We start from the raw sequence: 25302 nt of genomic DNA on the forward strand, positions 1-25302 counted from the left end.
CTCATGACCCAATCCACCGGCCTCGCGGTGACCGTCCGCTACTTCGCGGCGGCGCGCGCCGCCGCCGGCGTTGACTCCGAGACCGTCACCGTGCCCGCCGGAACCGGAGTGGCCGAACTCGCCGAGACCCTCGCCGACCGCCATGAGCGGCTCGGCACGGTGCTGCTGCGTTGCGCGTATCTGCGCGACGGGGTCGCAGTGCGCGACCATGCGGCAGCGTTGAGCGCCGGGGAGACCGTCGACGTACTGCCGCCGTTCGCCGGTGGATAGCATGATCTACGTCACATAACGAATTGATCACGGCCCGGCAACGGCCCGTTACCTAGTGCTTTGACCAGCACAGATAAATCGCCTTCCTGGGGTTACGCGAAGTAGTCTCAGTGAAAACACGCGGGTCTTCACAGGGTGACTCTGCAGATGAGTGCGGTTACGGTACCTCTTCGGGTGTATCGAAAATCTTCCGGTCGATCCGCCTTTCCCCGCTCGTAGCGCCGAGCTCCATCCAACGGGTGGGGAAAACCACAGATACCTGATGGATGGAGGCGGGGGACCCACCGGTCCGCCGCGAGCGGACCTGGAGCCCTGTTCGGCTCCTTGGGGTGAAGCCGACATAGTGCGGCCGGGCAGCTTCTGCGGCCCGAACCCGACGCTGACCTCGCAGGCGTAGACAGAGAGGAATTCACCAACCGTATGAGTGGACGGCATCGCAAGCCCACCCAGTCGAACGTCAACATCGCCAAGATCGCCTTCACCGGTGCAGTGATCGGTGGCGGCAGCCTCGCCCTCGCCGGGCACGCAGGCGCAGCCACCGATGACGAGTGGGATCGGGTCGCCAGGTGCGAATCCGGTAACAACTGGAGCATCAACACCGGCAACGGCTACCACGGCGGGCTGCAGTTCTCGCCCAGCACCTGGAGCGCGCACGGCGGCGGCAAGTACGCCTCAACGGCGAACCAGGCCAGCCGCGAGCAGCAGATCGCCATCGCCGAGCATGTGCTGGCAACCCAGGGCCGGGGCGCGTGGCCGGTCTGCGGTCGCGGCCTGTCCGGCGCCTCTCAGCGCGAAGTGCCGGTGGACCCGCCGGCCGAGAACCCGGAGAACAACGGCGAGACCGTCGCCATGGCCTTCCCGTGGGAGCAGGCGCCCGAGGCGCCGGCACCCGCCGAGGAGAGCGCCCCGCCGGTGGTTCCCGCCGGCTGGATGCCCGATGCACCGGAGGCTCCCCCGGCTGAGGCCCCCGAGGCTCCCGCGTTCGACGCCCCGCCCGCCGAGGCACCCGCGTTCGACGCCCCGCCCGCCGAGGCACCCGCGTTCGACGCCCCGCCGGCCGAGGCTCCGATCGGTGAGGCCCCCGAGGCTCCCCCGCTTGACGCCCCGGAGGCTCCGGCCCCCGAGGCTCCGGCTCAGGGCCCCGAAGGCAACCGGCAGCAGGAGGGCGTCGCAGTCGGCTTCCACGAGCAGCTGCGCGCGGCCATCGCGTCGGAGAACATCACCGTCACCGCGTTCGCGTAACAACGCACAGACGAAAATGAGGGGGCCGGGTCACCGGCCCCCTCATTTCGTATCTGAGGTAGTTACGCCGAGCCGACCCATTCCTCGGTGCCGTCGGTGAAGAACTGGTGCTTCCACACCGGCAGCCGCGCCTTGACGGTGTCGACCAGCAGCGCGCAGGCCGCGAACGCCTGTCGGCGGTGATCGGCGGCCACCGCGGCCACCAGGGCGGCGTCGCCGATGTGCAGGACACCGACCCGATGACTGGCCGCCAGCGCGCGCACCCCCTCGGCCTGTTCGGCGATCTCGGCCAGCACCTCGTCCATCACCTGCTGCGCCGTCGGGTGCGCGGAATACTCCAGCCGCGTGACGTTGCGGCCCTCGTCGTGGTCGCGGATCATGCCGACGAAGCCGACGATCGCCCCCGCAGCGCGGTGGCCCACCAGCTCCTCGTGTTCGGCCAACACGATCGGTTCCTCTGTGACCGCCGCCCGCAGCACCTGCACGTCGCCCGCGGCCATCAGCGGTGGTCTCCGCCGGCCAACTGATCCAGCGCGTGGTCCAGGACGTCGGCGAGCACCCCGAGCCCGTCGCGCACCCCGCCGCTGGAGCCGGGCAGGTTGACTATCAGCGTCCGGCCGGCCACCCCGCACACGCCGCGGGACAACACCGACGTCGGCACCTTCGGCAGGCCCGAGCGGCGGATCGCGTCGGCCAGGCCGGGGATCTGGTAGTCGAGCACGGCAACCGTCTGCGCCGGGGTGTCGTCGGTCGGCGAGATCCCGGTGCCCCCGGAGGTGATGATCAGGTTCACGCGAGCGGCCACCGCGGCCCGCAACGCTGCCCCGACCGGCTCGCCGTCGGGCACCACCTCGGGCTGCACCGGGGCGAAGCCACGCTCGGTGAGCCAGTCGGCGATGATCGGCCCGGTGCGGTCGGTGTAGACCCCGCTCGAGGCCCGGGTGGAGGCGATGACGATGTGGGCGGTCCGGTCGGTCACGCGCGCTCCCAGGCTCCGGTGCGTCCACCTTCTTTGCTCAGCACCCGGATGTTGTCGATGACGGCCGCGCGGTCGACGGCCTTGATCATGTCGTAGAGGGTCAGGGCCGCCACGCTGACCGCCGTCAGGGCTTCCATCTCCACCCCGGTGCGGTCGGTGGTGCGCACGGCGGCGGTGATGTCGATCTGGGCCTCCCCGATCACGAAGTCGACGTCGACTCCGGTCAGGGCCAGTTGGTGGCAGAGCGGGATCAGATCACTGGTGTTCTTGGCGGCCATGATGCCGGCCACTCGCGCGGTGGCCAGCGCGTCGCCCTTGGGCAGTCCGCCCGACGAGATCAGCTGCACCACTTCGGCGGTGGTGCGCAGCACCCCGCCGGCTACCGCGGTGCGCCTGGTGGCCGTCTTCGCCCCGACGTCGACCATGTGCGCCGCGCCGCGTTCGTCGAGGTGTGACAGCGGGCCGGCACCGGTCATGCGGTCAGCGCCTAACGGTTGACGACGGTGACCGGATGCAGATAAGGCAGGTCCTCCGACGGCACCGGGAACACGATGTCCCCGAACGGCGAGAGCGCTCCGGCCCGGTCGGTGCGCAGCTCGCTCACCGCGGGCTCGCCGTCGGTCTCCGGCCAACCGTTGTCGACATACTGCTTCTTACTGCCCTGGTTTCCAGCCACGGCAACCATTCTGACAGGTCGCGATCGGCGGTGTTATCCGGTTGGGCCTTACGCTTGTCAACGATGACTGAGCACGCCCGGGGTGTGCCGCTGGGATCGTGGCTGACCGACCTGCCCGACCAGGGGCTGATCCGACTGATGGAGCTGCGGCCCGACCTCGCCCAGCCGGCGCCGGGCAGCATCGCCGCCCTGGCAGCCCGTGCGCAGGCCCGCCAGTCGGTGCGGGCGGCCGGCGACGAGCTGAACTTCCTGCACCTGGCCGTGCTGGACGCCCTGCTGGTGCTGCACGCCGACACCACCGACGTGGCCGTGGCTGACCTGCTGGCGTCCCTCGGTGCGGCCGTGTCCGCCGACGCGGTGACGGCTGCGCTGGCCGACCTGACCGAGCGGGCACTGTGCTGGGGCTCCCCTGAGCCGGAGGGTTCGCTGCGGGTGGCCGCCGAGGCGGGTGCCGGGCTGCCCTGGCATGCGGGTCAGGTCACCGGCGAGTACTCGACGCACGCCGCCGAGCAGATCCCCGGGATCGTCGCCGCGATCGACGATCTGGACGCGCCGCAGCGCGATCTGCTGGACAAGCTGCTGGCCGGGTCGCCGATCGGCCGCACCCGCGACGCCGCGCCCGGGGCGCCGCCGGAGCATCCAGTGCCGCGGCTGCTGGCGTCGGGACTGCTGCGCCGCGTCGACGACGAGACGGTGATCCTGCCGCGGGTGGTCGGACAGGTGTTGCGCGGCGAGCAGCCGGGTCCGCTCGAGTTGAACCCGCCCGACCCGGTGGTGTCGCAGACCACCGCGGCCGACGTGGACGCCGCCGCCGCCGGCGCGGTGATCGATGTGCTGCGCGAACTCGACGTGATCCTGGCCTGCCTGGCCGAGACGCCGGTACCCGAACTGCGCAGCGGTGGGTTGGGGGTGCGGGAGGTCAAGCGGCTGGCCAAGGCGACCGGCGTCGACGAGACCCGGCTGGGCCTGCTGCTGGAACTGGCGGCCACCGCCCGGCTGATCGCGGCCGACTTCCCCGACCCGGGCACCGCCGATCCGCACCTGTGGCCGGACTCCGACGGCCCGTACTGGGCGCCGACGGCGCTGGCCGACCGGTTCGCCGAGCGGCCCACCGCCGAGCGCTGGCACCTGCTGGCCGCCACCTGGCTGGACCTGGCGGCCCGGCCGGGCCTGATCGGCAGCCGGGGCCCGGACGGCAAACCGCGGGCGGCACTGTCCACGCCGCTGTTCTCCACCGCCGCGCCGCTGGATCGCCGGCTGCTGCTGGGCATGCTCGCCGAGCTGCCGGCCGGCGCCGGGGTGGATCCGCGGACGGCGTCGGCGGCACTGGTGTGGCGCCGGCCGCGGTGGGCCACCCGGCTGCAGCCCGCGCCGGTGGGTGAACTGCTCGACGAGGCGCATGCGCTCGGTGTGCTGGGCCGCGGCGCCATCAGCTCCCCGGGGCGGGCGCTGCTGGACGGTGTCGGCACCGAGGGCCCGGTGGCAATCGCCTCGATGGCCCGCGCGCTGCCCGAGCCGATCGATCACTTCCTGGTGCAGGCCGATCTGACGGTGGTGGTGCCCGGTCCGCTCAAACGCGAGCTGTCCGAGGAGCTGGGCGTGGTGGCCACCGTGGAGTCGGCCGGCGCCGCGATGGTCTACCGGGTGTCCGAGCCGACGATCCGGGCCGCCCTGGACGTCGGCCGGACCGGCGCGGGACTGCAGGCGTTCTTCGAGAAGCACTCCAAAACCCCGGTGCCGCAAGGGCTCACGTATCTGATCGACGACGTCGCGCGCCGGCACGGCCAGTTGCGGATCGGGCAGGCCGCGTCGTTCGTGCGCTGCGAGGATCCGGTCCTGCTGGCCCAGGCGGTCGCGGTGCCGGCCGCCGAGACCCTGGGTCTGCGGCTGCTGGCGCCGACGGTGGCGGTGGCGCAGGCCCCGATCGCCGACGTGCTGGCGGCGTTGCGCGCCGCCGGTTTCGCGCCGGCCGCCGAGGACGCCACCGGAACGATCGTCGACATCCGGGCCCGCGGGGTGCGGGTGCCCACGCCCGCGGAGCGGCGCACCCAGCGTGGCTCTGGCGCGCCCAGCGCAGAGAGCCTGACCGCGCTGGTACGGGTGCTGCGCACCGTCACGTCGGCGCCGTTCGACAACATCCGCCTGGACCCGGTGACTGCGATGATCCTGCTCAAGCGCGCCGCCACGGAGGGCGCCACGGTGCTGATCGGCTACGTCGACGCCGCCGGGGTGGCCACCCAGCGGGAGGTGTCGCCGGTGATGGTCCGCGGCAGCCAGCTGGTGGCGTTCGACTCGACGTCGGGACAGATGCGCGACTTCGCCGTGCACCGCATCACCTCGGTGTCGTCGGCCGAGCAGTGAGCCTGCCGAAGCCTTCCGGATAATGGGCCCATGAGCACCGACGGGCCGTTGATCGTCCAATCCGACAAGACCGTGTTGCTCGAGGTCGACCATGAGCAGGCCGGCGCGGCGCGCGCGGCGATCGCGCCGTTCGCCGAACTGGAACGCGCCCCGGAGCATGTGCACACCTACCGGATCACCCCGCTGGCGTTGTGGAACGCCCGCGCCGCCGGTCACGACGCCGAGCAGGTGGTCGACGCGCTGGTGAACCATTCCCGCTACGCGGTGCCCCAGCCACTGCTGGTCGACATCGTCGACACCATGGCACGCTACGGCCGCCTGCAGCTGGTGAAGAGTCCGGTGCACGGGTTGACGCTGGTGAGCCTGGATCGCGCCGTGCTCGAAGAGGTGTTGCGCAACAAGAAGATCAACCCGATGCTCGGCGCCCGCATCGACGACGACACCGTCGTCGTGCATCCCAGCGAACGCGGCCGGCTCAAGCAGATGCTGCTCAAGATCGGTTGGCCGGCAGAGGATCTGGCCGGCTACGTCGACGGCGAGGCGCATCCGATCGAGCTGGCCCAGGACGGCTGGGTGTTGCGTGACTACCAGGAGATGGCCGCGGACTCGTTCTGGTCCGGCGGTTCCGGGGTGGTGGTGCTGCCGTGTGGCGCGGGCAAGACGCTGGTGGGCGCCGCCGCGATGGCCAAGGCGAAGGCCACCACGCTGATCCTGGTCACCAACACCGTGGCCGGCCGGCAGTGGAAGCGCGAGCTGATCGCCCGCACCTCGCTGACCGAGGAGGAGATCGGCGAGTACTCCGGGGAGCGCAAGGAGATCCGGCCGGTCACCATCGCCACCTACCAGGTGATCACCCGGCGCACCAAGGGCGAATACCGGCACCTGGAGCTGTTCGACAGCCGCGACTGGGGCCTGATCATCTACGACGAGGTGCACCTGCTGCCCGCACCGGTGTTCCGGATGACCGCGGACCTGCAGTCGCGCCGCCGGCTCGGCCTGACCGCCACCCTGATCCGGGAGGACGGCCGCGAAGGCGACGTGTTCTCCCTGATCGGGCCGAAGCGCTACGACGCGCCGTGGAAGGACATCGAGGCGCAGGGCTGGATAGCGCCCGCGGAATGCATCGAGGTGCGGGTCACCATGACCGAGAGCGAGCGGATGAACTACGCCGTAGCCGAACCGGAGGAACGCTACAAGCTGTGCTCGACGGTGCATTCCAAGATCGCGGTGGTGCGCTCGATCCTGGCGCAGCATCCCGGCGAGCAGACCCTGGTGATCGGTGCCTACCTCGACCAGCTCGACGAGCTCGGCGAACAGTTGAACGCCCCGGTGATCCAGGGCTCGACGCGGACCGCCGAGCGCGAGAAGCTGTTCGACGCGTTCCGCACCGGCGAGATCTCCACCCTGGTGGTGTCCAAGGTCGCCAACTTCTCCATCGACCTGCCGGAGGCGTCGGTGGCCGTGCAGGTCTCGGGCACCTTCGGGTCCCGGCAGGAGGAGGCCCAGCGACTCGGCCGGCTGCTACGGCCCAAAGCCGACGGCGGCGGCGCGGTGTTTTACTCGGTGGTCGCCCGCGACAGCCTGGACGCCGAATACGCCGCGCACCGGCAGCGCTTCCTCGCCGAACAGGGCTACGGCTACATCATCCGCGACGCCGACGACCTGCTCGGTCCGGCGATCTGAGGCGACCCGCCAGCACGGCAACCGCTTGCCGCGCGACATTGCGGTTAGCCTCGAAACATGGCCCTGTCCAAGGACGAACGCGAGCGGTTCCTGGCCGAGCCGCACATCGCTGCGCTGTCGGTGGATGCCGGCGAAGACCGGGGCCCGTTGACGGTGCCGATCTGGTACCAGTACTCGCCCGGCGGCGAGCCCTGGGTGCTGACCGGGGCCGGGTCGCGCAAAGCCAACCTCATCGAGGCGGCCGGATGTTTCTCGCTGATGGTCGAGCGCACCGAGCCCACGCTGCGCTACGTCGCCGTCGACGGCCCCGTCAGCCGAATCGAGCCCGGCACCGAAGACCACCACGCTGAGCTGGCCCACCGCTACCTTCCGCCCGAACGGGCCGAGAGGTTCCTACAGTTCGCCCTGGCCGAACTGGGCGAGCAGGTGGTCATCTATCTGCGTCCCCAGCACTGGCTGTCCGCGGACATGGGAGCGATCTAGGCATCATGTCGGCGAGGCGACTGCTGTTCCGGGGCATGTATCGGCTGGGCTTCACCCCGTGGGACGGCCACGCACTGGCCCGCGGGCTGCGCAACGTGGTGGAGGACGATTCGGGTGCCGCCCTGTCGCCGGGCACCGCCCTGGATCTGGGCTGCGGCACCGGGGACAACGCCATCTACCTGGCGCAGAACGGCTGGACGGTCACCGGCGTCGACTTCACCCCCCGGGCACTGCGGATCGCCCGGGACAAGGCTCAGGCCGGCAAGGTGTCGGTGCGCTTCCTGTGCGTCGACATCACCCAGTTGAGCGGGGCGGGTCTGGGCAACGACTTCGATCTGGTGACCGACGGCGGCTGCCTGCACGGGATGAACGCCGCGGACCGCGCGGTGTACGTCGAACAGATCAATGCGGTCACCCGGCCCGAGTCGCGGTTGCTGATCATCGGGTTCACCCCCGGCGCGCTGTTCGGGGTCCGCGGTATCGACCAGTCGGAGATCGAGCGGATGTTCACCCCGCAGTGGGAGCTGATCAGCTCCGGCGACGAGCCGAACTATGTGCCGACCAATGGCAACCAGCCGGTGCGGCACTACCTGTTGGCCCGCCGGACCTGACGCCTCAGCCCCCGCAGGGTGTGCTGGGCAGCACCATCATCACCGGCCACAGCAGCACCCCGCCGATGGTCGCCACCTCGTAGATGCTGCTGGGTGGTACGCCGAACTGCTCCTGAGCGCGGGTCTGCAGGATCTGCACGCCGTCGGGACGCAGAAACAGGCAGACCACGCCGATGACCACGTAGATCAGGCCGAGCCACAGCGCCGACTCCAGCAGCTTCGCGACGGTGATGGTGATCTTGTAGTCCAACAGACGCGAAATCCCCCGAAACCACTGGGGTTCGGGGGATGTCACGTCTGCAGCCTAGAGCAGCGACGCCGGCGGGTTGAACCGATCGCCGTAGCGGGCGGCCAGTTCCTTGGCCCTCGCCACGAAGCCGGCCTTGCCGCCGGGGTAGCCGACGATGAACTGGGCGGTGCCGCCGGTCCACGGCGGGAAGCCGATGCCCATGATCGCGCCGATATTCGCATCCGCGGTCGAGGTCAGCACGCCCTCATCGAGGCACTTCTGGGTCTCGAGCACCTCGGCGAACAGCATCCGGTCGATCATGTCCTGCAGCGGCATCTCCTTGGAGCCCGACTTGAACGTCTCGGCCAGGCCCGGCCACAGACCGGTGCGCTTGCCGTCGACGTACTCGTAGAAGCCCTTGCCGACCAGCTTCGAAGACCGCCCGAGCTCGATCATCTTCTCAACGACGACCTCGTTCATCTGCTTCTCGTACTTGCCGCCCGCGGCCTCGATGCCTTCGCGGGTGGCCACAGCGATCTTGTGCATCAGCTCCAGGTTGAGCTCGTCGGAGAGCTGCAGCGGAGCGGCCGGGTAGCCGGCCTGCAGACCGGCCTGCTCAATACTGGCCGGCGCCACACCCTCGCCCAGCATGGCCAGCGCCTCATTGATGAACGTGCCGATCACCCGGGAGGTGTAGAAGCCGCGGCTGTCGTTGACCACGATCGGCGTCTTGCGGATGGCCAGCACGTAGTCGAACACCCGGGCCAGCGCCTCGTCGGAGGTCTTCTCACCGCGGATGATCTCCACCAGCGGCATCTTGTCCACCGGCGAGAAGAAGTGGATCCCGACGAAGTCCTCCTGGCGCTTCACCCCGGTTGCCAGGCCGGTGATCGGCAGCGTGGAGGTGTTCGAGCCCAGCAGCGCGTTGGGCTCGACGATGTCCTCGATCTCCTGGAAGACCTTGTGCTTGAGCTCCTGGTTCTCGAACACAGCCTCGATCACGAAGTCGACACCCTTGAGGTCGGCGGCATCGCCGGTCGGGGTGATCTTGTCCAGCAAGGCTTTTGACTTCTCGGCGGTGGTCTTGCCGCGCGAGAGGGCCTTCTCCTCGAGCTTCTCCGAGTAGCCCTTGCCGCGCTGCGCCGCCTCCAGGCTGACGTCCTTGAGCACGACGTCGTAGCCGGCCTTGGCCGACACATAGGCGATGCCCGCACCCATCATGCCCGCGCCCAGCACCGCGATCTTCTTGATCGGGGTCTGCGCGATGCCCTCGGGCCGGCTGCCGCCGCCGTTGATGTGCTGCAGGTCGAAGAAGAACGCCTGGATCATGTTCTTGGCGACGTTGCCGGTCACCAGCGAGACGAAGTACCGGCTCTCGATGCGGCTGGCGGTGTCGAAGTCGACGGCCGCCCCCTCGACCGCGGTGCTCAAGATGGCCCGCGGCGCGGGCATCGGGGCGCCCTTGAGCTGCTTACGCAGCAGTGCCGGGAACGACGGCAGGATGGCTGCCAGCGCCGGGGTCGACGGGGTGCCGCCGGGCATCTTGTAGCCCTTGACGTCCCACGGCTGGGTGTGCGATTCCGGGTTCGCCTTGATCCATGCCTTGGCGGCGGGGACCAGCTCGTCGATACTGCCGACCAGTTCGTCGACCAGACCGGTCTCCTTGGCCTTGGCCGGGCTGAACCGGGTGCCCTGGGCCAGCACGTTCATGAACGCGTTCTGGATGCCCAGCATCCGCACCGTGCGGGTGACGCCACCGCCGGCGGGCAGCAGGCCCAGGGTGACCTCGGGCAGGCCGATCTGGCTGCCCTTGACGTCCGCGGCGATCCGATGGTGGCACGCCAGCGCGATCTCCAGGCCGCCACCGAGCGCGGCGCCGTTGATGGCGGCCACGACCGGCTTGCCGAAGGTCTCCAGCACACGCAGGTCGGCCTTGATGGTCTCGACCTGGTCGAAGACCGCCTGCGCGTCGTCCGGACCCACCTGGATCATCGCCTTGAGGTCACCACCGGCGAAGAAGGTCTTCTTCGCGCTGGTGATCACCACACCGGTGACCGAGTCCTTTTCGGCGACAAGACGTTCCACCGCGTTGTGCATGGACTCGCGGTAGTTCTCGTTCATCACGTTGGCCGACCCGGTCGGGTCGTCCAGGGTCAGCGTGACGATGCCGTCCGCGTCCTTGTCCCACTGAATGGTGTTCTCTGCCATTTTCAAAAACCCTCTCAGACGCGCTCGATGATGGTGGCGACGCCCATGCCACCGCCGATGCAGAGTGTGACCAGCGCGCGGCGGGCACCCCGGCGCTCCAGTTCGTCGACCATGGTGCCGGTGATCATCGCGCCGGTGGCGCCCAGCGGGTGGCCCATCGCGATGGCACCGCCGTTGACGTTGAGCTTCTCGTCGGGGATGTTGAAGTCCTTCTGGAACTTCATCGCCACCGAGGCGAACGCCTCGTTGATCTCGAACAGGTCGATGTCATCGACGGTCAGGCCGGAACGCTCCAGCACCCGGTGGGTGGCCGGGGTCGGGCCGGTCAGCATGATGACCGGGTCGGCGCCACTGGTGGCCGCGGCCACGATGCGGGCCCGCGGGGTCAACCCCTGCTCCTTACCCGCCTTTTCGCTGCCGACCAGCACCAGCGCGGCGCCGTCGACGATGCCGGAGCTGTTGCCGCCGGTGTGCACGTGGTTGATCTTCTCGACGTAGTGGTACTTCTGCAGCGCCACGTCGTCGAAGCCGCCCATCGCGCCGACGCCGTCGAACGCGGTCTTGAGCTTGCCGAGGCTCTCCACCGTGCTACCGGGCCGCATGTGCTCGTCGTGGTCGAGGATGACCAGGCCGTTGCGGTCGCGCACCGGCACCACGGACTTGGCGAAGTAGCCGCCCGACCAGGCCTTGGCGGCCAGGTCCTGGGAACGCGCCGCGTAGGCGTCGACGTCCTCGCGGGAGAAGCCCTCGATGGTGGCGATCAGGTCGGCGCCGATGCCCTGCGGCACGAAACCGATCTGGTAGTTGGTGTCGGGGTCGGACGCCCAGGCGCCGCCGTCGGAGCCCATCGGCACCCGGCTCATCGACTCCACACCACCGGCGAGCACCAGGTCGTCGAAGCCGGCCTTGACCTTGGCGGCCGCGGTGTTGATGGCCTCCAGGCCCGACGCGCAGAACCGGTTGAGCTGCACGCCGCCGGTGGTCTCGGGCATGCCGGCGGCCAGCATGGCGGTGCGGGCGATGTCGCCACCCTGGTCACCGACCGGGGACACCACGCCGAATACGGCGTCGCTGATCTGGTTCACATCCAGGTCGGGGTAGCGGGTTCGCAGCTCGTTGACCAGGCCGACAGCCAGGCTGACCGGCTTGACCTCGTTCAACGCCCCACCGCGCTGCTTACCGCGCGGGGTGCGAATGGCCTCGTAGATGAAGGCTTCTTCGGACATGACTGGAGTTCCTCTTCGGATTGGGGTTCGACACGGATTTTCGATTGCGCCTGCTGGGAGAATAGTCCCCTGTTCGCCACCCTAACAGGGCGGCCGATCAACCGGATGGTTGGGCCGTATGGGCTGCCGTGCGCGACGCCGGCGGCGGATGAATACACTGCCGTTCCGTGGCTGATGCAACACTGTCCCCGTCCTGGCAGCAGCGCTTCGCCTTCTTCGACGCCTACGGATTGCCGTCGTCGTCACCGGAGGCACGGGACGCGATAAGGGCACTGGGGTGGCGCGCCCGGATACGCATCACCTCGAACTTCCTGGCGTTCGTATTCTTCCCGTTCTACTTCTTCGTCAAGGGCATGTGGCGCAAGGGCCTGGTGTGGATCGCGGTGGTGATCGCCTGCGCCGCGGTGGGTATCGCCCTGGACGTCAGCGACCAGATCGCCAGGGCGATCGGCATCGGGATCGCGGGCGGCTCCATGTCCACCGCGAACTTCGCCTATTACCTGCATGCCGTGAAGGGCAGCCGGTCCTGGAATGTTCTGGAGGGGTTCGGGTGGCGTTCGGCGAGCTGACAATTCCGACCGCTCCCTAAGCTGGCCGACTATGACGGTGTCGCGGCTGCAGCCCTATGCCACCACGATCTTCGCCGAGATGTCGGCGCTGGCGGCACGCATCGGGGCGGTCAACCTCGGGCAGGGCTTCCCCGACGAGGACGGGCCGCCGGCCATGCTGGAGGCCGCCCGCGCCGCGATCACCGACGGGGTGAATCAGTACCCGCCCGGTCCGGGCATCCTCGCGCTGCGCGAAGCGATCGCCCGGCAACGCAAGCGGCACTTCGGCATCGACTACGACCCCGACACCGAGGTGCTGGTGACGGTCGGGGCCACCGAGGCCATCGCCGGCGCGGTGCTCGGGCTGGTCGAGCCGGGCTCGGAGGTGGTGCTGATCGAGCCGTTCTACGACTCCTACTCCCCGGTGGTCGCGATGGCCGGGGCGCGACGGGTCAGCGTTTCGCTGGTTCCCGACGGGTCCGGCTTCGCCCTGGACGTCGACGCGTTGCGCCGCGCCATCACCCCCGCCACCAAGGCGCTGATCGTCAACTCGCCGCACAACCCGACCGGCACGGTGTTCACCGAGGCCGAGCTGGCGGCGATCGCCCGCATCGCAGTCGAGGCCGACCTGCTGGTGATCTCCGACGAGGTCTACGAACACCTGGTGTTCTCCGGCCGGACCCATCGGCCGCTGGCCGGATTCGACGGGATGGCGCAGCGCACCGTCACGATCTCCAGTGCGGCCAAGATGTTCAACTGCACCGGCTGGAAGATCGGCTGGGCCTGCGGGCCGGCGGAGCTGCTGGCCGGGGTGCGGGCCGCCAAGCAGTACCTGAGCTACGTCGGCGGGGCGCCGTTCCAGCCGGCGGTGGCACTGGCCCTGGACACCGAGGACGCCTGGGTGGCAGCACTGCGCGCGAGCATGCAGGCCCGCCGCGACCGGTTGGCCGACGGGCTGCGGCGGGTCGGGTTCGAGGTGCACGACAGTTTCGGCACGTATTTCCTGTGCGCCGATCCGCGCCCGCTGGGTTACGACGACAGCACCGCGTTCTGCGCCGAACTTCCGCACCGCGCCGGGGTGGCAGCCATTCCGCTGTCGGCGTTCTGCGTCCCGACGGCCGAAGCCCCAGCGTCGGAGGTCTGGAACCACTTGGTGCGCTTCACTTTTGTCAAACCCGAGGCCACCATCGACGAGGCGCTGCGGCGACTGGAAACCCTGCGCGGGGCGACTACTCGGCCTTGACACCGTCGCCCATGACCCGCTGACGCAGCCGCTCGGTGGCGGTCTGCAACACCAGCTTGCTGGCGCGGCGGACCAGGAACTGCGGGATCGGCCCGGTGGGTTCGACGGTGATGTCGAAGCGCACCCGGGTGCTGTCCGGCGATTCCCGGGTCAGGGTGTACTCGACGTGCTGGGCGCTCTGCTGCGCGGTCGACTTGGCGTCCCAGACCACCCAGTCCGGGCCCCAGTGGTATTCCAGAATCTCCTTGTCCACCAAGCCCAGCACCTTGATGGTGGCGCGCACGTGATGGGGGCGGCCGTCTTCGTAGCAGTCGAGGACTTCCATGCGCTTGTGCACCGGCGACCAGGACGCCACTTGGGACACATCGGCGAGCGCGTCGAGGATCTTCTCCGGCGGCGCGTCGATCACAATTTCCCGCGATGCTCGAACAGCCATTACCTCAACCCTAGACCGCTGGTCCGGGCGAATTCGAGGTGTGGAGTCAGGCGCCCTTTTTGACGTCGAGCACCTGCTTGCGCAGGCCGTCGGTGGCGGTCTTCATGCCGCCCTTGAGGGTGTTCTTGAGCAGGAACCCCGGGATCGGGATCGACGGGTCGACGGCCATGTCGAAACGCACCTTGGTCTTGGCGCCGTCGGCGGTCAGGGTGTACTTGGCGTCCTGGGCCTTGAGCTGACCGGCCGAGACCAGCGTCCAGCCGACACTGTCTGCCGCCCAGGTGTATTCGATCACCTGCTCATCGGTCAGGCCGGCGGCCTTGATCCGGGTGCGAACCCGGCGCGGGCGCCCGTCGTCGTAGCTGTCGAGCACCTCGGCACTCTGGTACTGCGGCGACCAGGACGGGAGGGCTTCGACGTCGGCGAGGACGTCGAGGATCTCCTCCGGGCTCGCTTCGATGACGACTTCGCGGGAATCCTTGACTGCCATGGCTGGCACGATAGCCACGCGCGCGGGGCTGCGCGGGGATTTGCTCCGGACCGTATCGTGTCGCCGCGCCGGCGGCAGTGGCACGATGGACGTCATGCATGTGACTGCCCGGATCGCCGCGCCGCTGTTCACCGTCGCGGCTGTGCTGGCCGTCGCGCCCGTAGCCCACGCCGACGACGCCAGCTACCTGGCGCAGGTCAACGCGGCCCCGGTGGCGATCCCGGTCGCCGATCGGGTGAAGGTGACCTCGGGGCACTACATCTGCGCCCAATTGCGGATGTACGGCCACACCGGCACCTACCGGTCCGGCATCTCCCCCGGCGACCTGGTGCGCCAACTGACCAACACCTTCTACTACAGCCCCGAGGCCGCCGACGTTCAGATCGCCGCGGCGCAGTCCGAGCTCTGCCCGGAGACGTTGCGGCCGTGAGCAGACGTCGTCATCTGATCGCCGCGCTCGGCCTTGCCGCCGGCGCCCTCGCCTTCAGCAGCCCTGCACTGGCCGACCCGGACTACACCGGATATTTCCGGGACCTTCGCTACAACGGCATTCCGGTTTTGGATGTCGACGCGGCGGCCCGCGAGGGGCTCTACATCTGTGACCGGTACCGAAACGGCGCCACGTTCGATCAAGTCGGCAACTACTTGGTGGGCGGCGGGATTTCGGTGGAGAGCAGTGGCGTGATCATGGCAGTTGCGGTTCGCAACCTGTGTCCCGATCAGAAGCCGAACGTCGACCATCAGGCCGGCATGTAGCCAAGCTCTTGGTTGATCAGCCGGCCAGGGTGAATCCGGCGCCCGGACCGCCCTTGGCGTTGACGTCGTCGACGATCGCAGCGAACAACACGACGGCCGACCCCGGCTGCGCCAGCGGCGCCACCGGTACGGCGGCGTCACCGACCATGCCGACGATCAGATCGTCGACGGTGACCGGCGCCCCGTCATCGCCCGGCAGCCACCACTCGTTGCCCTCGGCGTCCACCGCGGCGGATTCGCCGTCCCAGCAGTTGACGCCGGTGGCACGGCCGAGCTTGCAGGCCTGCTGCAGGTGCTCGGGATCGGGGTCGACGCCCTTGATCGCGAAGCCTTCGTAGTTGCGGATGCCCGCGGCCTTCTCTTGATCGAATTCGATCACCGCGTAGCCCAAGCCATCATCGGTGGCCACCACCGTGCCCACGACGCCCTCGTCTTCGGCGCCGTCGGCGACCACCGGTGAGTCCACACCTCCGCATTGTGCGGCGGTGAAGCCGATCAGCCGGTCGGCGGAGTCGTAGCCGATGGCGGTCAGCGTGCAGAGCCTGTCACCGTTGAGGAAGATCCCGGCGCCGCCGCCGAGCAGGATCTTGTCGCTGGCCGTGGCGGTGGCCGGCAACGCGCAGGACGCGATCACGGCGGCAGCGGCCACGATGGCCGTCCGTTGCGGGGATCCGGGGCGCACAGGCGCCAAGTCTATGGGCAGTGGGGCCGGCCTCCCTTGAGGCGCGGTCGTCTCGCCGCGGCCCACCGACGCCCGCGGCTACGCAGTCAGGGTCGGACGGTCAGCACCGCCGGCGGCGGCAGGACGTCCACACCGGCTGCTTTCATATCGGCGAGGGTCAGCGGCGATCTGCTGCCGTCGTCGAGCGCCGCGGCCTTGCAGCAGCGGGACTGCGTCCGCTGGCGTCGACGCCGGGCAGAAGCGGCGAAATGCGAGCTACCCGCGGGCGGCCGCTGCCCGCTTGGCTGCCTCGACCAGGTCCGAGGCGGCAATACCCGCGTCCACGTAGAGATCGCTGGCAGCGTTGGGCATCTCCCCACCGAGATGTTCCGCGGCGTCGAAGAACTCGTTCGCTTTGGACAGGCGCCCCGCGGTGACCACGGCGTCACAGTTCCGCTGTCCGGCCATCAGGACCTCCTCGCCGAGCGCAGCTGCGCGTTGAACCAGGTCCACGTCCCCGCGACGGTCAGGCCCTGCTTCGACACGTCATCGTGGGTCACGCGACGTGTTCAGTAACTCATTACGTTCAATAAAAATGAACATGCCGCTACGACAAATCCCTGCACTGCCTCGGCCGCATCCCTCGACTGGGGAGGGCCACGACTCAGAAAGTAACTTACTGAAACAATGTTACAGTAGATTCATGCACCCTGGCGGTGTCGACCGCGTACTCGCCCTGCCGGCCGACGAGGCGGTCGAGCAGCTCGTTCACCTCCGTGAGAGCCAGTGGTTCGAGCGCAAGTCGGGGCGCATCAGCCCCAGGGACCTGGCCGTCCCCTTGGTCGCGATGGCCAACGCCGAAGGCGGCTACGTCGTCGTCGGAATCCACGACGGCGCCGTAGACGGAGTTCGCGAAGGCCGTCTCAACGCGCTGCACCAGACGGCTCACGACTTCACTGTGCCGGTGGTCCGCTGCTCAGTGAACGAACTCACGAGCCGCGACGGCCACGTGCTGCTCGTAATCCGCGTCGATCCTGGCGAGCAGGTCCACGAGACCACCAAGGGTGATGTCTACCTGCGGGTTGGCGATGAGTCGCGACGACTGGGCTATGCCCAGCGTCGAGAGCTTGAGTACGACCGCGGCAGCGCTCCTTTCGACGGCACCGCTGTTGACGCCGATATCGCCGACCTCGATCGCGCACAAGTCGTCGCTTATCAAGCATCCATCGGGGCAGCCACCCCCGAAGGCATGCTCGCGGCCCGTGACCTCCTCACCCGCGACGGCCGGGTCACGGTCGCTGGGTGGTTGCTCTTCGCAAAGCGACCACAATCACTGTTTCCGAGTGCGCTAGCGCGGGTGCTGCGCTACGCCGACACTGACCGCGGTACCGGCGCGGCGATGACGTTGTACGAAGGCGGGGACGTCCGCTGCGAAGGCTCCATCCCAGAACAAATCGCGAGCGCGGCCAAGCTCATCGAAGAGTGGATCCCCAAGGTTCAGGCCCTCGCACCAAGCGGCCGTTTCGAGCCCCGACCGATCATCCCGCGCGACGTCTGGCTTGAGGGACTCGTCAATGCCGTACTCCACCGGTCCTACTCGATCGCAGGGGATCACGTCCGAGTGGAGATCTTCCCGAATCGAATCGAAATCGAAAATCCAGGCCGCTTCCCAGGCCTCGCCGATCCGTCCAAGCCACTGTCGATCAGCCGCTACGCTCGCAATCCGCGGATCGTCCGAGTCTGCTCTGACCTTGGCATCGCACGAGAGCTCGGCGAAGGCATCAAGCGCATATTCGGGGAGATGCGAGCCCTCGGGCTTACCGACCCGATCTACTCACAGGGCAGCGGATCGGTTCGGCTTGTGCTGTCGTCTGCCGACGCACTGCCCGAGGATGTCCGAGCAAGCTTGTCCAGTGCGGCGCGGAAGGTGCTTGACGTCCTCCGCCTGGAGGGACGCCCTATGAGCACCGGACAGGTGGCCGAGTTGGCCGGGATCGCTCGACCGACCGCGTCTCGCCACCTACAGGCACTCCGCAAGCTCGAGCTCGTGGCTTGGGATGGCCAGGGGCCCAAGGACCCCCGCGCGTCGTGGTCCCTGCGCTGATCTACTGCAACACCAATGTTTCAGTAGATTGTTGCAGCTCGCTCAGGCCATCGCCACCGCGCCGATCGACGTCCCGGGTGGGCAAATCCTTCACCACGGGTGAAAGATTCTCCAGGCTGATCCGCGCTTGGCTTCGTCAGCTACGGTTCCACGATCTTGTCGGCAATCCAGCGACGAACCCTGCGCGCATTCGCCGAGCACGCCCACATGCAGCGCGCGCACCTCATCCTGTTCGATGACGGCAGCAAGCGCCCTGTTCGAAAGCCCGGCGATTGCCCGATAGCTGAAAGTCAGGCCTCGGCATCGGAACTGAGTGGCCAGGGCCGGGATCGAACCGGCGACCTTCCGCTTTTCAGGCGGACGAGATAGCCACTGACCTGCGGTTTATCTGCGTCTATGAGTCGTAAGCGCCGCATTGAGCAGGGCTGACGTACTCAAGCTGTCCGGCGAACGGACATAAACCGGACACGGTGCTTGCACTCCCGACCAGGGATGCCCCGACGGCCCGCCACTTCGTGATGCGCGCCCGGGGCTCCCGGGGAGCAGGCACCGGATGCCCAGAATCACCGGATCGACCCGCGGGCACAACGACGACGGCGGCGCGGTCCACCGCTTGGCCAACCACCACCCGAACGGCCAGCCGGAACACGGCCGGAGCCGCGGACGCCGGGAAGCCGCGAGCGCCCGAGGCCGCCAGGCCGCAGGGCGCGACAGTCGGCCGGGAGGCGGGAGCGGCGTAGGCCGCGTTCCGGCTGGGACTCCCGGGCTTGTTATATGTCCCAAAAGTGTCCGCGGCACGGCCGAGTCCGGTGACGACACCGACTGGTCGGCCGCCGATGCTCTAAGGCTGAGGTTCCCGAGCGCTGAGATGGTCGCCTCGGCCTCAGCGCTATTCGAGCCGGCAGCACCGTGGGCGCACGGCAGAGACCGACTCGGTGTAGAACCGGAATCCGGGCGGTTCCGGATCACGGTCGGCCCTGGCGTGGTGCGCTTGAGCTGGACGAACCCGGTTCGCGCCGAAAAATCATCCGAGCGCGAGGTCGGTCGGCACCGGTTCGATGTGGCGGTCGAGGAAGACCGCATCAAGTCCAGTCGCGACGAAGCTGACTCCGCTGGCCGTTCCATCACCGAGTGGTCCCGCAAGTCGCGTGCTGCGATGTGCCGCGCCTTCGCCGAACTCGACTACACGCCGTTGGTGGAATCCGGTCGGGTGCCGGCGATGGTGACGCTGACCTACCCCGGCGACTGGGAATGCGTTGCTCCCGACGGAGCCGCCGTCAAGCGACACATGGTGTTGTGGCGCAAACGATTTCATCGGGAATACGGCGAGCCGGCCCGCTACATCTGGAAGCTGGAGTTTCAACGGCGCGGCGCACCACACATCCATCTGTGGATGGCACCGCCGATGTCACCGGGCCGATCGGGTCGCGGCTTCGCCCAATGGCTGTCCGACACGTGGGCGCAGGTCGTCGCCCACCCAGACCTGGAACAGAAGGCCCGACATCGGCTGGCCGGCACCGCCATCGACGTGCGCAACGGCCTGAAAGCCTGCGACCCGAAACGGCTGGCCATCTACTTCACTAAGCATTCGTCGCCAAACGTGGACGGCAACAAGGAATACCAGCACGTCGTGCCCGAACTGTGGCGACGGCCTGGGCGGGGTCCCGGCCGATTCTGGGGCGTGTACGGACTCAAGAAGGCCATCGCCGTCGTGGAGGTCGTGCAGGATGCGTATCTGATCGCACGCCGGATCGTGCGGCGCTGGTCGCGTAACCAGGCGGTGTACGGCGACTCGACCGAACGATTCCCCGCCGCCGTGGTGCCGCGCACCGCGGTTCGCCTGGTCCCACGCATTGACCGCGACACCGGCGCGGTGAAGCACCGACGGGTCCGGCGACGACGAACACTCTGCAGCCAAGGCGGACTGGCAGGCGGCTACGCACTGGTCAACGATGGGCCAGGGTTCGCCGCCCAACTCGCCCGCGCAATCGCGTCCGCATAGAGCAGTACGCTCCGAACCGTGCTTCTGGCTTACATCGACGAGTCGTACGACAAGGTCGAGTACTGGCTCACCGCGCTCGTCGTGCCTGCTGACAACGCTCTCCAGCTCCAGAACGACCTTGACGCAGTCGTTTCGGACGCGGCGAGGAGTTATGGCGTTTCTCCCGATGCCGAGCTTCACGGAAGCCATATCCGCGGCGGGAAAGGCGACTGGGCAGGCATGAAGGAGATGATCCGTGCCCGGATCAAGGTTTACTCCGACGCGCTCGAAGCCATCGCAGCCTGCGACGGGCTGGAGTTGGCGTTTCGCGGAATCGACATACCGAAGCACAAGGCACGGTACGGGCCGGCGGCGTGGCATCCCCACCGAGTGGCGCTCGACTTCCTGTGTCAGTCGCTGAACGGTATGGCGTCGGGGAAGAGCACTCACTTCCTAGCCATCGCCGACGAGATCGATCAAGCGGACACCTTGCGCGCCAGCTACTGGCGCTTCCAGCGGCTGGGAACGCTCAGCCCATACACCGCCAAAATCGACCGGGGCGTGGATGCGCTCCACTTCGCGCCGTCGAAGCACAGTCGTCTGCTCCAGGCCGCTGACCTGGTGTCGTACCTCAACTTCAGAATGCGCCGCTCTGGCATCACCAATCCGCTGGCACGGCAGGCCGACGCGGACTTGGCGCAAATCATCGCACCACAGAGATGCGCGTGGAACCTTTGGCCGTAGATGCACAACAGCCCCGCCTGGGGCGGGGCTGCGGCTCACAGAATCCTTTCGGAGTTCCGGCTCCCATCATACGGGACCTGCTGGCGTACACAACCGCCGTGACATGGCTGCCTGCAGGGCAGCAAGCGTCTATGCAGGTCAAACCGAGTGGCCAGGGCCGGGATCGAACCGGGCAATCTCCGGCGACGTAGTGTTCCGCGAGATCTAGGCGGCAACGCGTTCCGTCGCAGCGAAAAGCGGGACCGAAACACCAACGCAGGAATACCTGATCCGGCACACGCTCGAATCGTCCTTGGATCGACTCACCCGTACCTCACATGCCGGCGACTTCGTCCTTAAGGTGGAATCCTGTTGGCCGCCTATGGGGTGCGACGCCCCGCCAAGGGCACCCACGCCAACGCCGTCGCCACGCACGTCACCGCCGGGCATCTCGCTCAGGTGGCGGGCAACGCAAGCGATCACTTTGTTGCGTAAGGCTTGGGGTACGTGTGAACGCAGCGCGAGCCTCCCTTCGTCGAACGGCTCGCACCAAATTAGGATCGGATCATCGGTCTAGGTACGCCACCGATGAGGAGACACCAAGGTGACGGTGCGTTAAGTGACGCATCCTGGGTTGCGACGGAAGCGAGGTCGTGCATGCGCCCACGGGGGAACGGAGTGCTGCCGGCGGATGACCGCGATACCCTGGCGCACAGTTCCAAGCCAACATCGGTTCTGTCACCTAAGCGGCCCGTTGACGATAAGGCAGGCTTGGCTGATCTATTTCCGTACTACGCCGGATTTTCCTACAAGTGGGCCAAGCAACGGTTCGACGAATTCGATCTGCCCGCCAATGCGCTAGTGCTTGACCCCTGGAATGGAAGTGGCACAAGCTTAGTTGCTGCACAGGCGACCGGCATAGCGTCGGTCGGGGTCGATTTGAATCCCGTCGCTTGCGCTGTCGCTCGGCTAAAGGTTGAAGGTCTCGGTGCGTCGATTCCGGTTGTCAAGCCACCTCAATCAGTCCCTACCCTCGCCGATCACGAACCCTTGCTGGCCTGGTTTAGTCCAAGAGCGGCTGAAAGACTTCGTTCGTGGGCAGACGCTAGGCCGCAGCCGCAGGGGAGTCTGTCGACAATCGTCGTTAAGGTCAGCTTATTCCGTGTTGCGCGGTGTTTGACGAAGCGCTTTGAAGGAAGCAACCCAACCTGGGTCCGAATCAGCAGGGGATGTGATGAATGTGTCGATGTCGCCCCCGCGGTCATCGACGAGCTCATGATCGAGGCCCAGGTCGGCATCACTTCGCGCCTCCTTGAATATCACGGGGCGACGACACCAAGCTCAGTCGTGATGGCCAGTTCAAAACATCTTCCGCTAGCATCGGCATCAGTCGATGCGATCCTTACATCACCCCCATATCTGACGAGGATTGACTACGGAGTCGCCTATTCACGTGAGCTCGCCGTGCTTGGTATCCAGGTGGGTCGTGACCGGTCGATGCACTCTCGTGCTCTTCGAGAGCAACTCATGGGTACCACGCTCATCAGGCGTTCGGCAATGCGCGAACTCAGCGTCGCGGCGACCGCAAACGACTTGCTCAAGCGAGTGGCTGATCACCCGAGTAAGGCCTCAGGTGGTTACTACCTCAAGCAGATCCGGCAGTATCTGCAGGACTTGACTCAAAGTCTCGATGAGCTCACCCGAGTGGCGAAATCAGGCGCGTTGATGACACTTGTTGTGCAGGATTCCTACTATAAGGATGTCCCGATTCCACTAGCGGCCATCTGTGTAGAAGAAGCCCAGGCCCGGGGCTGGTTACTCGTTGGGGAGCCCGCGGAACGTGACGTTAAGCGACATCTGACACAATTGAACACCGCGGCGCGCGCCTACATAAAAGGCAAGGTCGCCGAATCAGAAATTACATTGAGGAGTCCATGATGCGGCCCGCCGACTCAACTGATGAATTGATAAATGCGGTAGATTCCAAGATCACCGCTGTGCGAACGTCAAATCTGGATCTCTCAATGAATGAGCTCGCCGACATGTATGAGGCAGGCGAGTTAGTCATCGATCCCGATTTTCAGCGGATGTTCAGATGGACAGACGGGGCGCAGTCCCGGTTCATCGAATCGCTGATTCTAGAATTACCAGTTCCGCCCATCTTTCTCATTGAGAGGGAAGACCGCGTCTACGAATTAATTGATGGTCTGCAGAGAATTTCCTCCTATCTGCACTTCAGAGGCGTGTTGAAGATTGATGGCGAACTCCTAGATCCGCTCGTTCTTCAGGATTGCGACATAGTGCCCGAATTGAATGGACTAATATTCCGAAATCTCCCACGAGCTCTCGATATCAAACTCAAGAGAAGCTATATTCGAGCAGAGATCCTTCGCAAAGAGAGCGATCCTAGGCTCAGATACTACATGTTCAAGAGGCTCAACACCGGCGGGGAGATTCTTTCCGAACAAGAGGTACGGAACGCGACGATCAGACTGCTCTCATCGGACTTCAACAACTTTGTTATTGAGCTCAGCGGAAATAGCGAGTTCAAGCACTCCATCAATATAATATCCGATGCACAGCGTAAGCGAAAATTTGACCAGGAACTAGTGCTGAGGTTCTTTTCATACAAGAATAACTTCGAAAATTACTCACACGACGTTAGCGATTTCATGACAGACTATATGGAGTCCGTGTCTGATCCGGAATTGGGTCAGCGCTTTGACTACCAAAGTGAGCGGTCAGTTTTCGAGAAAACGTTTTCCATTCTTCGAAAGATAGCTGATGAGCTTCAGATTGAGTCGAAAATATTTGGCACCATTGGACCGTCGGGTGAACCGCGGGGACAATTTTCCGTCTATCACTATGAAGGAATAACGTTGGGCTTACAGCCCGTGTTAGGCCTCATCGATCCTGATGATGATCAGCAAATCCAACGTCTAGCTAAGGCCGTAAAATCAGGTAAGGCCGATCCCCTGTTTTTGGATAATACCGGTGCAGGTAAGAACTATTCCGCGCCAATGCGGGCAAGGGTCTCTTACTTCGAACAGAAGTTCAGGTCCGCAATTGAGCACGCTTGATGACGTTAGAACCCAGCTCGAAGAAGATCTTGCCTGGCGCGCTGACGAGATTCGTCACCTCCGAAATGCTCTCCTGGGAGAGCTTAGGACGGTGGACTGGCCGGCCCACGCGCTTAGGGCAATCCTCGTTCTTCAATACGCCCATTTGGAAGGCTTCGCGCGAAATGCATTTGCGATCTACCTAAAGACAGTTAACGACCTTAGGCTTAATGCTACCGAATTGCATCAGAATTTGTTCGCCACTGCACTAACACGGGAATTCGACGCCATTCGTCGCGGCCTTCGAGACGACGCAGAGAGCGAAGATGGAAGGCTTATGCGACGCGCTAGATCGCAGGTCGATTTTGTTGAGAAACTGCGTCGCTTAAATCATGAGCCGCTTGTTTTGGATGTGGACTCCTCGGTGTCCATGGAGATGAACTTCGGCGCGGATGTATTTCGTCGTACTCTTTATCGCCTCGGTATCCCTGAAACGCAGGTGCATAAGACCTATTATACTTCTTTAGAGTTCATTAGGCGGATGCGGAATGACGTCGCTCACGGCATGCGTAAAGAGCGGATCGAACCTGGGGAATTTGAAGCGCATCAACGCAAAGGGGAAGAGTTCATGAGTGAACTTACCCGGCTAGTTACAACGGCGGTGAACTCGGAAATGTATCGAGTGAGTGCCTAGTTACGTCGAGAAGCTTAGATATTTGAGAGGTTTAGCGGCTCTTCCGGTCATGCCGCCGCAACCCTCCCTCGGGACAGCGGCGAGCGCCTGCGGCATACCAGTGCGCTGCCACGCCGTGCCTCCTGCCTTCGGGTTTGGCCAGTGCCACACCACGTCCGAACGAACTACAGCGGCACAACGCCGATGAACGCGGTCGCTTACGATGGTCCGCCGCGACAGTTTCGGCTGAGCCGGCATCCCTCACCGGAACGCTCGCCACACGAGACCGGAACACCGGCTCTAAACAGCCGTAATTTTTACCGCCACGCGACGGCCGTAGTTGCGGTGGGGGTGCACCGCAACTGCACCAGGATCACTCTCGCCGCATCTCGCTGCCGACGCTGTTACGGTGCTGAATGTGCATCTGGAATCAGGCGGTGATGTTCCGGGAGTCATTAACCAGCGCGACGAATACGTGCTGACCAAAGATTGGCCCAGAGAACACGAGCGACTATGCCTGCTTGAAGAAACCGTCGATGCGCTGAGTATTACCGCTATTCGGGCCGCCGGACTCAGCCCGGGCTCTCGTTGCCTAGAGATCGGAGGAGCAATGATCAGAACCTGTGGATGACCCTCGGTGGGGCGGCATGAAAGTGGGCG

Annotated in this window: 27 protein-coding genes, 1 tRNA gene, 1 pseudogene and 1 riboswitch; of the genes and pseudogenes, 17 read left to right on the forward strand and 12 right to left on the reverse strand. The window is 66.2% G+C overall.

All coding sequences use genetic code 11. The features are described from left to right. Nucleotides 1–3 precede the first annotated feature (3 nt). Together K6T84_RS16780 and K6T84_RS16785 are read left to right on the forward strand one after the other, a co-directional pair. Nucleotides 4–270, forward strand: coding sequence for a MoaD/ThiS family protein (locus K6T84_RS16780; RefSeq protein WP_225398580.1), 267 nt, complete (start codon nt 4–6; stop codon nt 268–270). Between the two features lie 246 nt (nt 271–516). Continuing rightward, a riboswitch (cyclic di-AMP (ydaO/yuaA leader) is annotated at nt 517–680 on the forward strand. Nucleotides 681–690: 10 nt separating this feature from the next. Beyond that, nucleotides 691–1512, forward strand: a complete 822-nt coding sequence (locus K6T84_RS16785) for a transglycosylase family protein (protein WP_329786709.1) — start codon at nt 691–693, stop codon at nt 1510–1512. Nucleotides 1513–1574: 62 nt separating this feature from the next. Here K6T84_RS16785 and K6T84_RS16790 read toward each other — a convergent pair whose 3' ends face one another. Genes K6T84_RS16790 through K6T84_RS16805 form a run of 4 tightly spaced genes read right to left on the reverse strand, consistent with a single transcriptional unit; the run spans nt 1575 to nt 3176 of the window. After that, nucleotides 1575–2012: a molybdenum cofactor biosynthesis protein MoaE gene (locus K6T84_RS16790; protein ID WP_225401436.1), complete on the reverse strand. Its 438-nt coding sequence runs from the start codon at nt 2010–2012 to the stop codon at nt 1575–1577. Continuing rightward, nucleotides 2012–2491, reverse strand: coding sequence for a MogA/MoaB family molybdenum cofactor biosynthesis protein (locus K6T84_RS16795; protein ID WP_224864557.1), 480 nt, complete (start codon nt 2489–2491; stop codon nt 2012–2014). Before K6T84_RS16795 ends, K6T84_RS16790 begins: the two co-directional genes overlap by 1 nt. Beyond that, entirely contained in the window at nt 2488–2967 is a 480-nt protein-coding gene (moaC, locus tag K6T84_RS16800) for a cyclic pyranopterin monophosphate synthase MoaC (RefSeq protein ID WP_224864556.1), read from the reverse strand. The genes K6T84_RS16795 and moaC overlap by 4 nt, the downstream gene beginning before the upstream one ends. Before the next feature lie 11 nt (nt 2968–2978). Beyond that, the gene (locus tag K6T84_RS16805; protein WP_224864555.1) at nt 2979–3176 is read right to left on the reverse strand and encodes a hypothetical protein; all 198 of its coding nucleotides are present in this window, start codon (nt 3174–3176) and stop codon (nt 2979–2981) included. Between the two features lie 54 nt (nt 3177–3230). Between K6T84_RS16805 and K6T84_RS16810 the strand changes: the two genes are divergently transcribed. From K6T84_RS16810 to K6T84_RS16825, 4 genes are read left to right on the forward strand one after another with little or no spacing between them, the layout of a single operon-like run. Further along, entirely contained in the window at nt 3231–5528 is a 2298-nt protein-coding gene (locus K6T84_RS16810; RefSeq protein WP_225401435.1) for a helicase-associated domain-containing protein, read from the forward strand. Nucleotides 5529–5558: 30 nt separating this feature from the next. Continuing rightward, entirely contained in the window at nt 5559–7211 is a 1653-nt protein-coding gene (locus K6T84_RS16815) for a DNA repair helicase XPB (protein WP_224864553.1), read from the forward strand. 57 nt (nt 7212–7268) lie between these two features. Continuing rightward, on the forward strand, nt 7269–7694 hold the full coding sequence (locus K6T84_RS16820; protein WP_224864552.1) for a pyridoxamine 5'-phosphate oxidase family protein: 426 nt from the start codon (nt 7269–7271) through the stop codon (nt 7692–7694). A 5-nt stretch (nt 7695–7699) separates the two neighbouring features. Then, entirely contained in the window at nt 7700–8305 is a 606-nt protein-coding gene (locus K6T84_RS16825; RefSeq protein WP_224864551.1) for a class I SAM-dependent methyltransferase, read from the forward strand. 4 nt (nt 8306–8309) lie between these two features. Here the strand turns inward: K6T84_RS16825 and K6T84_RS16830 are convergent, their stop codons facing one another. Genes K6T84_RS16830 through K6T84_RS16840 form a run of 3 tightly spaced genes read right to left on the reverse strand, consistent with a single transcriptional unit; the run spans nt 8310 to nt 11968 of the window. After that, nucleotides 8310–8600: a hypothetical protein gene (locus tag K6T84_RS16830; protein ID WP_224864550.1), complete on the reverse strand. Its 291-nt coding sequence runs from the start codon at nt 8598–8600 to the stop codon at nt 8310–8312. A 9-nt stretch (nt 8601–8609) separates the two neighbouring features. Continuing rightward, the gene (locus K6T84_RS16835; RefSeq protein ID WP_225398573.1) at nt 8610–10742 is read right to left on the reverse strand and encodes a 3-hydroxyacyl-CoA dehydrogenase NAD-binding domain-containing protein; all 2133 of its coding nucleotides are present in this window, start codon (nt 10740–10742) and stop codon (nt 8610–8612) included. 14 nt (nt 10743–10756) lie between these two features. After that, complete coding sequence (locus tag K6T84_RS16840) at nt 10757–11968, reverse strand: acetyl-CoA C-acetyltransferase (protein WP_225401434.1); 1212 nt, start codon at nt 11966–11968, stop codon at nt 10757–10759. Nucleotides 11969–12135: 167 nt separating this feature from the next. Between K6T84_RS16840 and K6T84_RS16845 the strand changes: the two genes are divergently transcribed. Next, a complete protein-coding gene (locus K6T84_RS16845) occupies nt 12136–12537 on the forward strand; it encodes a DUF2628 domain-containing protein (RefSeq protein WP_225401433.1) in 402 nt (133 codons plus the stop codon). Between the two features lie 31 nt (nt 12538–12568). Then, nucleotides 12569–13759, forward strand: coding sequence for a pyridoxal phosphate-dependent aminotransferase (locus tag K6T84_RS16850; RefSeq protein ID WP_225398571.1), 1191 nt, complete (start codon nt 12569–12571; stop codon nt 13757–13759). Here the strand turns inward: K6T84_RS16850 and K6T84_RS16855 are convergent. Next, entirely contained in the window at nt 13746–14195 is a 450-nt protein-coding gene (locus K6T84_RS16855; protein WP_224864545.1) for an SRPBCC family protein, read from the reverse strand. The genes K6T84_RS16850 and K6T84_RS16855 overlap by 14 nt on opposite strands. Nucleotides 14196–14241: 46 nt before the next feature. Beyond that, complete coding sequence (locus K6T84_RS16860) at nt 14242–14685, reverse strand: SRPBCC family protein (protein ID WP_224864544.1); 444 nt, start codon at nt 14683–14685, stop codon at nt 14242–14244. A 94-nt stretch (nt 14686–14779) separates the two neighbouring features. Here K6T84_RS16860 and K6T84_RS16865 point away from each other — a divergent pair, with 94 nt between their 5' ends. Both K6T84_RS16865 and K6T84_RS16870 read left to right on the forward strand, forming a co-directional pair. Further along, nucleotides 14780–15115: a DUF732 domain-containing protein gene (locus tag K6T84_RS16865; protein ID WP_225401432.1), complete on the forward strand. Its 336-nt coding sequence runs from the start codon at nt 14780–14782 to the stop codon at nt 15113–15115. After that, a complete protein-coding gene (locus K6T84_RS16870; RefSeq protein ID WP_225401431.1) occupies nt 15112–15441 on the forward strand; it encodes a DUF732 domain-containing protein in 330 nt (109 codons plus the stop codon). The genes K6T84_RS16865 and K6T84_RS16870 overlap by 4 nt, the downstream gene beginning before the upstream one ends. A gap of 16 nt (nt 15442–15457) precedes the next feature. Here K6T84_RS16870 and K6T84_RS16875 read toward each other — a convergent pair whose 3' ends face one another. Together K6T84_RS16875 and K6T84_RS16880 are read right to left on the reverse strand one after the other, a co-directional pair. Beyond that, complete coding sequence (locus K6T84_RS16875) at nt 15458–16123, reverse strand: chymotrypsin family serine protease (protein ID WP_225398569.1); 666 nt, start codon at nt 16121–16123, stop codon at nt 15458–15460. 255 nt (nt 16124–16378) lie between these two features. Further along, complete coding sequence (locus K6T84_RS16880) at nt 16379–16570, reverse strand: hypothetical protein (protein WP_224864540.1); 192 nt, start codon at nt 16568–16570, stop codon at nt 16379–16381. Between the two features lie 235 nt (nt 16571–16805). On the opposite strand from K6T84_RS16880, the gene K6T84_RS16885 reads away from it, so the two are divergent. After that, nucleotides 16806–18206: an ATP-binding protein gene (locus tag K6T84_RS16885; RefSeq protein WP_225398568.1), complete on the forward strand. Its 1401-nt coding sequence runs from the start codon at nt 16806–16808 to the stop codon at nt 18204–18206. Between the two features lie 314 nt (nt 18207–18520). On the opposite strand, the gene K6T84_RS16890 is transcribed toward K6T84_RS16885, so the two are convergent. Beyond that, nucleotides 18521–18585: transfer RNA gene (locus K6T84_RS16890), tRNA-Phe, on the reverse strand. Between the two features lie 174 nt (nt 18586–18759). Between K6T84_RS16890 and K6T84_RS16895 the strand changes: the two are divergent. The 6 genes and pseudogenes from K6T84_RS16895 (at nt 18760) to K6T84_RS16920 (ending at nt 24663) form a co-directional block, all read left to right on the forward strand. Next, nucleotides 18760–20208, forward strand: a pseudogene (locus K6T84_RS16895) (rolling circle replication-associated protein). A gap of 18 nt (nt 20209–20226) precedes the next feature. Beyond that, nucleotides 20227–20931 carry a DUF3800 domain-containing protein gene (locus tag K6T84_RS16900; RefSeq protein ID WP_225401429.1) on the forward strand — a complete coding sequence of 235 codons (705 nt, stop codon included), beginning with the start codon at nt 20227–20229 and terminating at the stop codon, nt 20929–20931. Nucleotides 20932–21282: 351 nt separating this feature from the next. Further along, a complete protein-coding gene (locus K6T84_RS16905) occupies nt 21283–21405 on the forward strand; it encodes a hypothetical protein (protein WP_255613076.1) in 123 nt (40 codons plus the stop codon). 183 nt (nt 21406–21588) lie between these two features. Further along, nucleotides 21589–22848: a TRM11 family methyltransferase gene (locus K6T84_RS16910; protein ID WP_225401428.1), complete on the forward strand. Its 1260-nt coding sequence runs from the start codon at nt 21589–21591 to the stop codon at nt 22846–22848. Then, complete coding sequence (locus tag K6T84_RS16915) at nt 22848–23990, forward strand: DUF262 domain-containing protein (protein WP_225401427.1); 1143 nt, start codon at nt 22848–22850, stop codon at nt 23988–23990. The genes K6T84_RS16910 and K6T84_RS16915 overlap by 1 nt, the downstream gene beginning before the upstream one ends. After that, nucleotides 23977–24663 carry an MAE_28990/MAE_18760 family HEPN-like nuclease gene (locus K6T84_RS16920; protein WP_225401426.1) on the forward strand — a complete coding sequence of 229 codons (687 nt, stop codon included), beginning with the start codon at nt 23977–23979 and terminating at the stop codon, nt 24661–24663. Before K6T84_RS16915 ends, K6T84_RS16920 begins: the two co-directional genes overlap by 14 nt. The last annotated feature ends 639 nt before the right edge of the window (nt 24664–25302 follow it).

This window comes from Mycobacterium zoologicum (genome assembly GCF_020181635.2).
In the GTDB taxonomy this organism is placed as follows: domain Bacteria; phylum Actinomycetota; class Actinomycetes; order Mycobacteriales; family Mycobacteriaceae; genus Mycobacterium; species Mycobacterium zoologicum.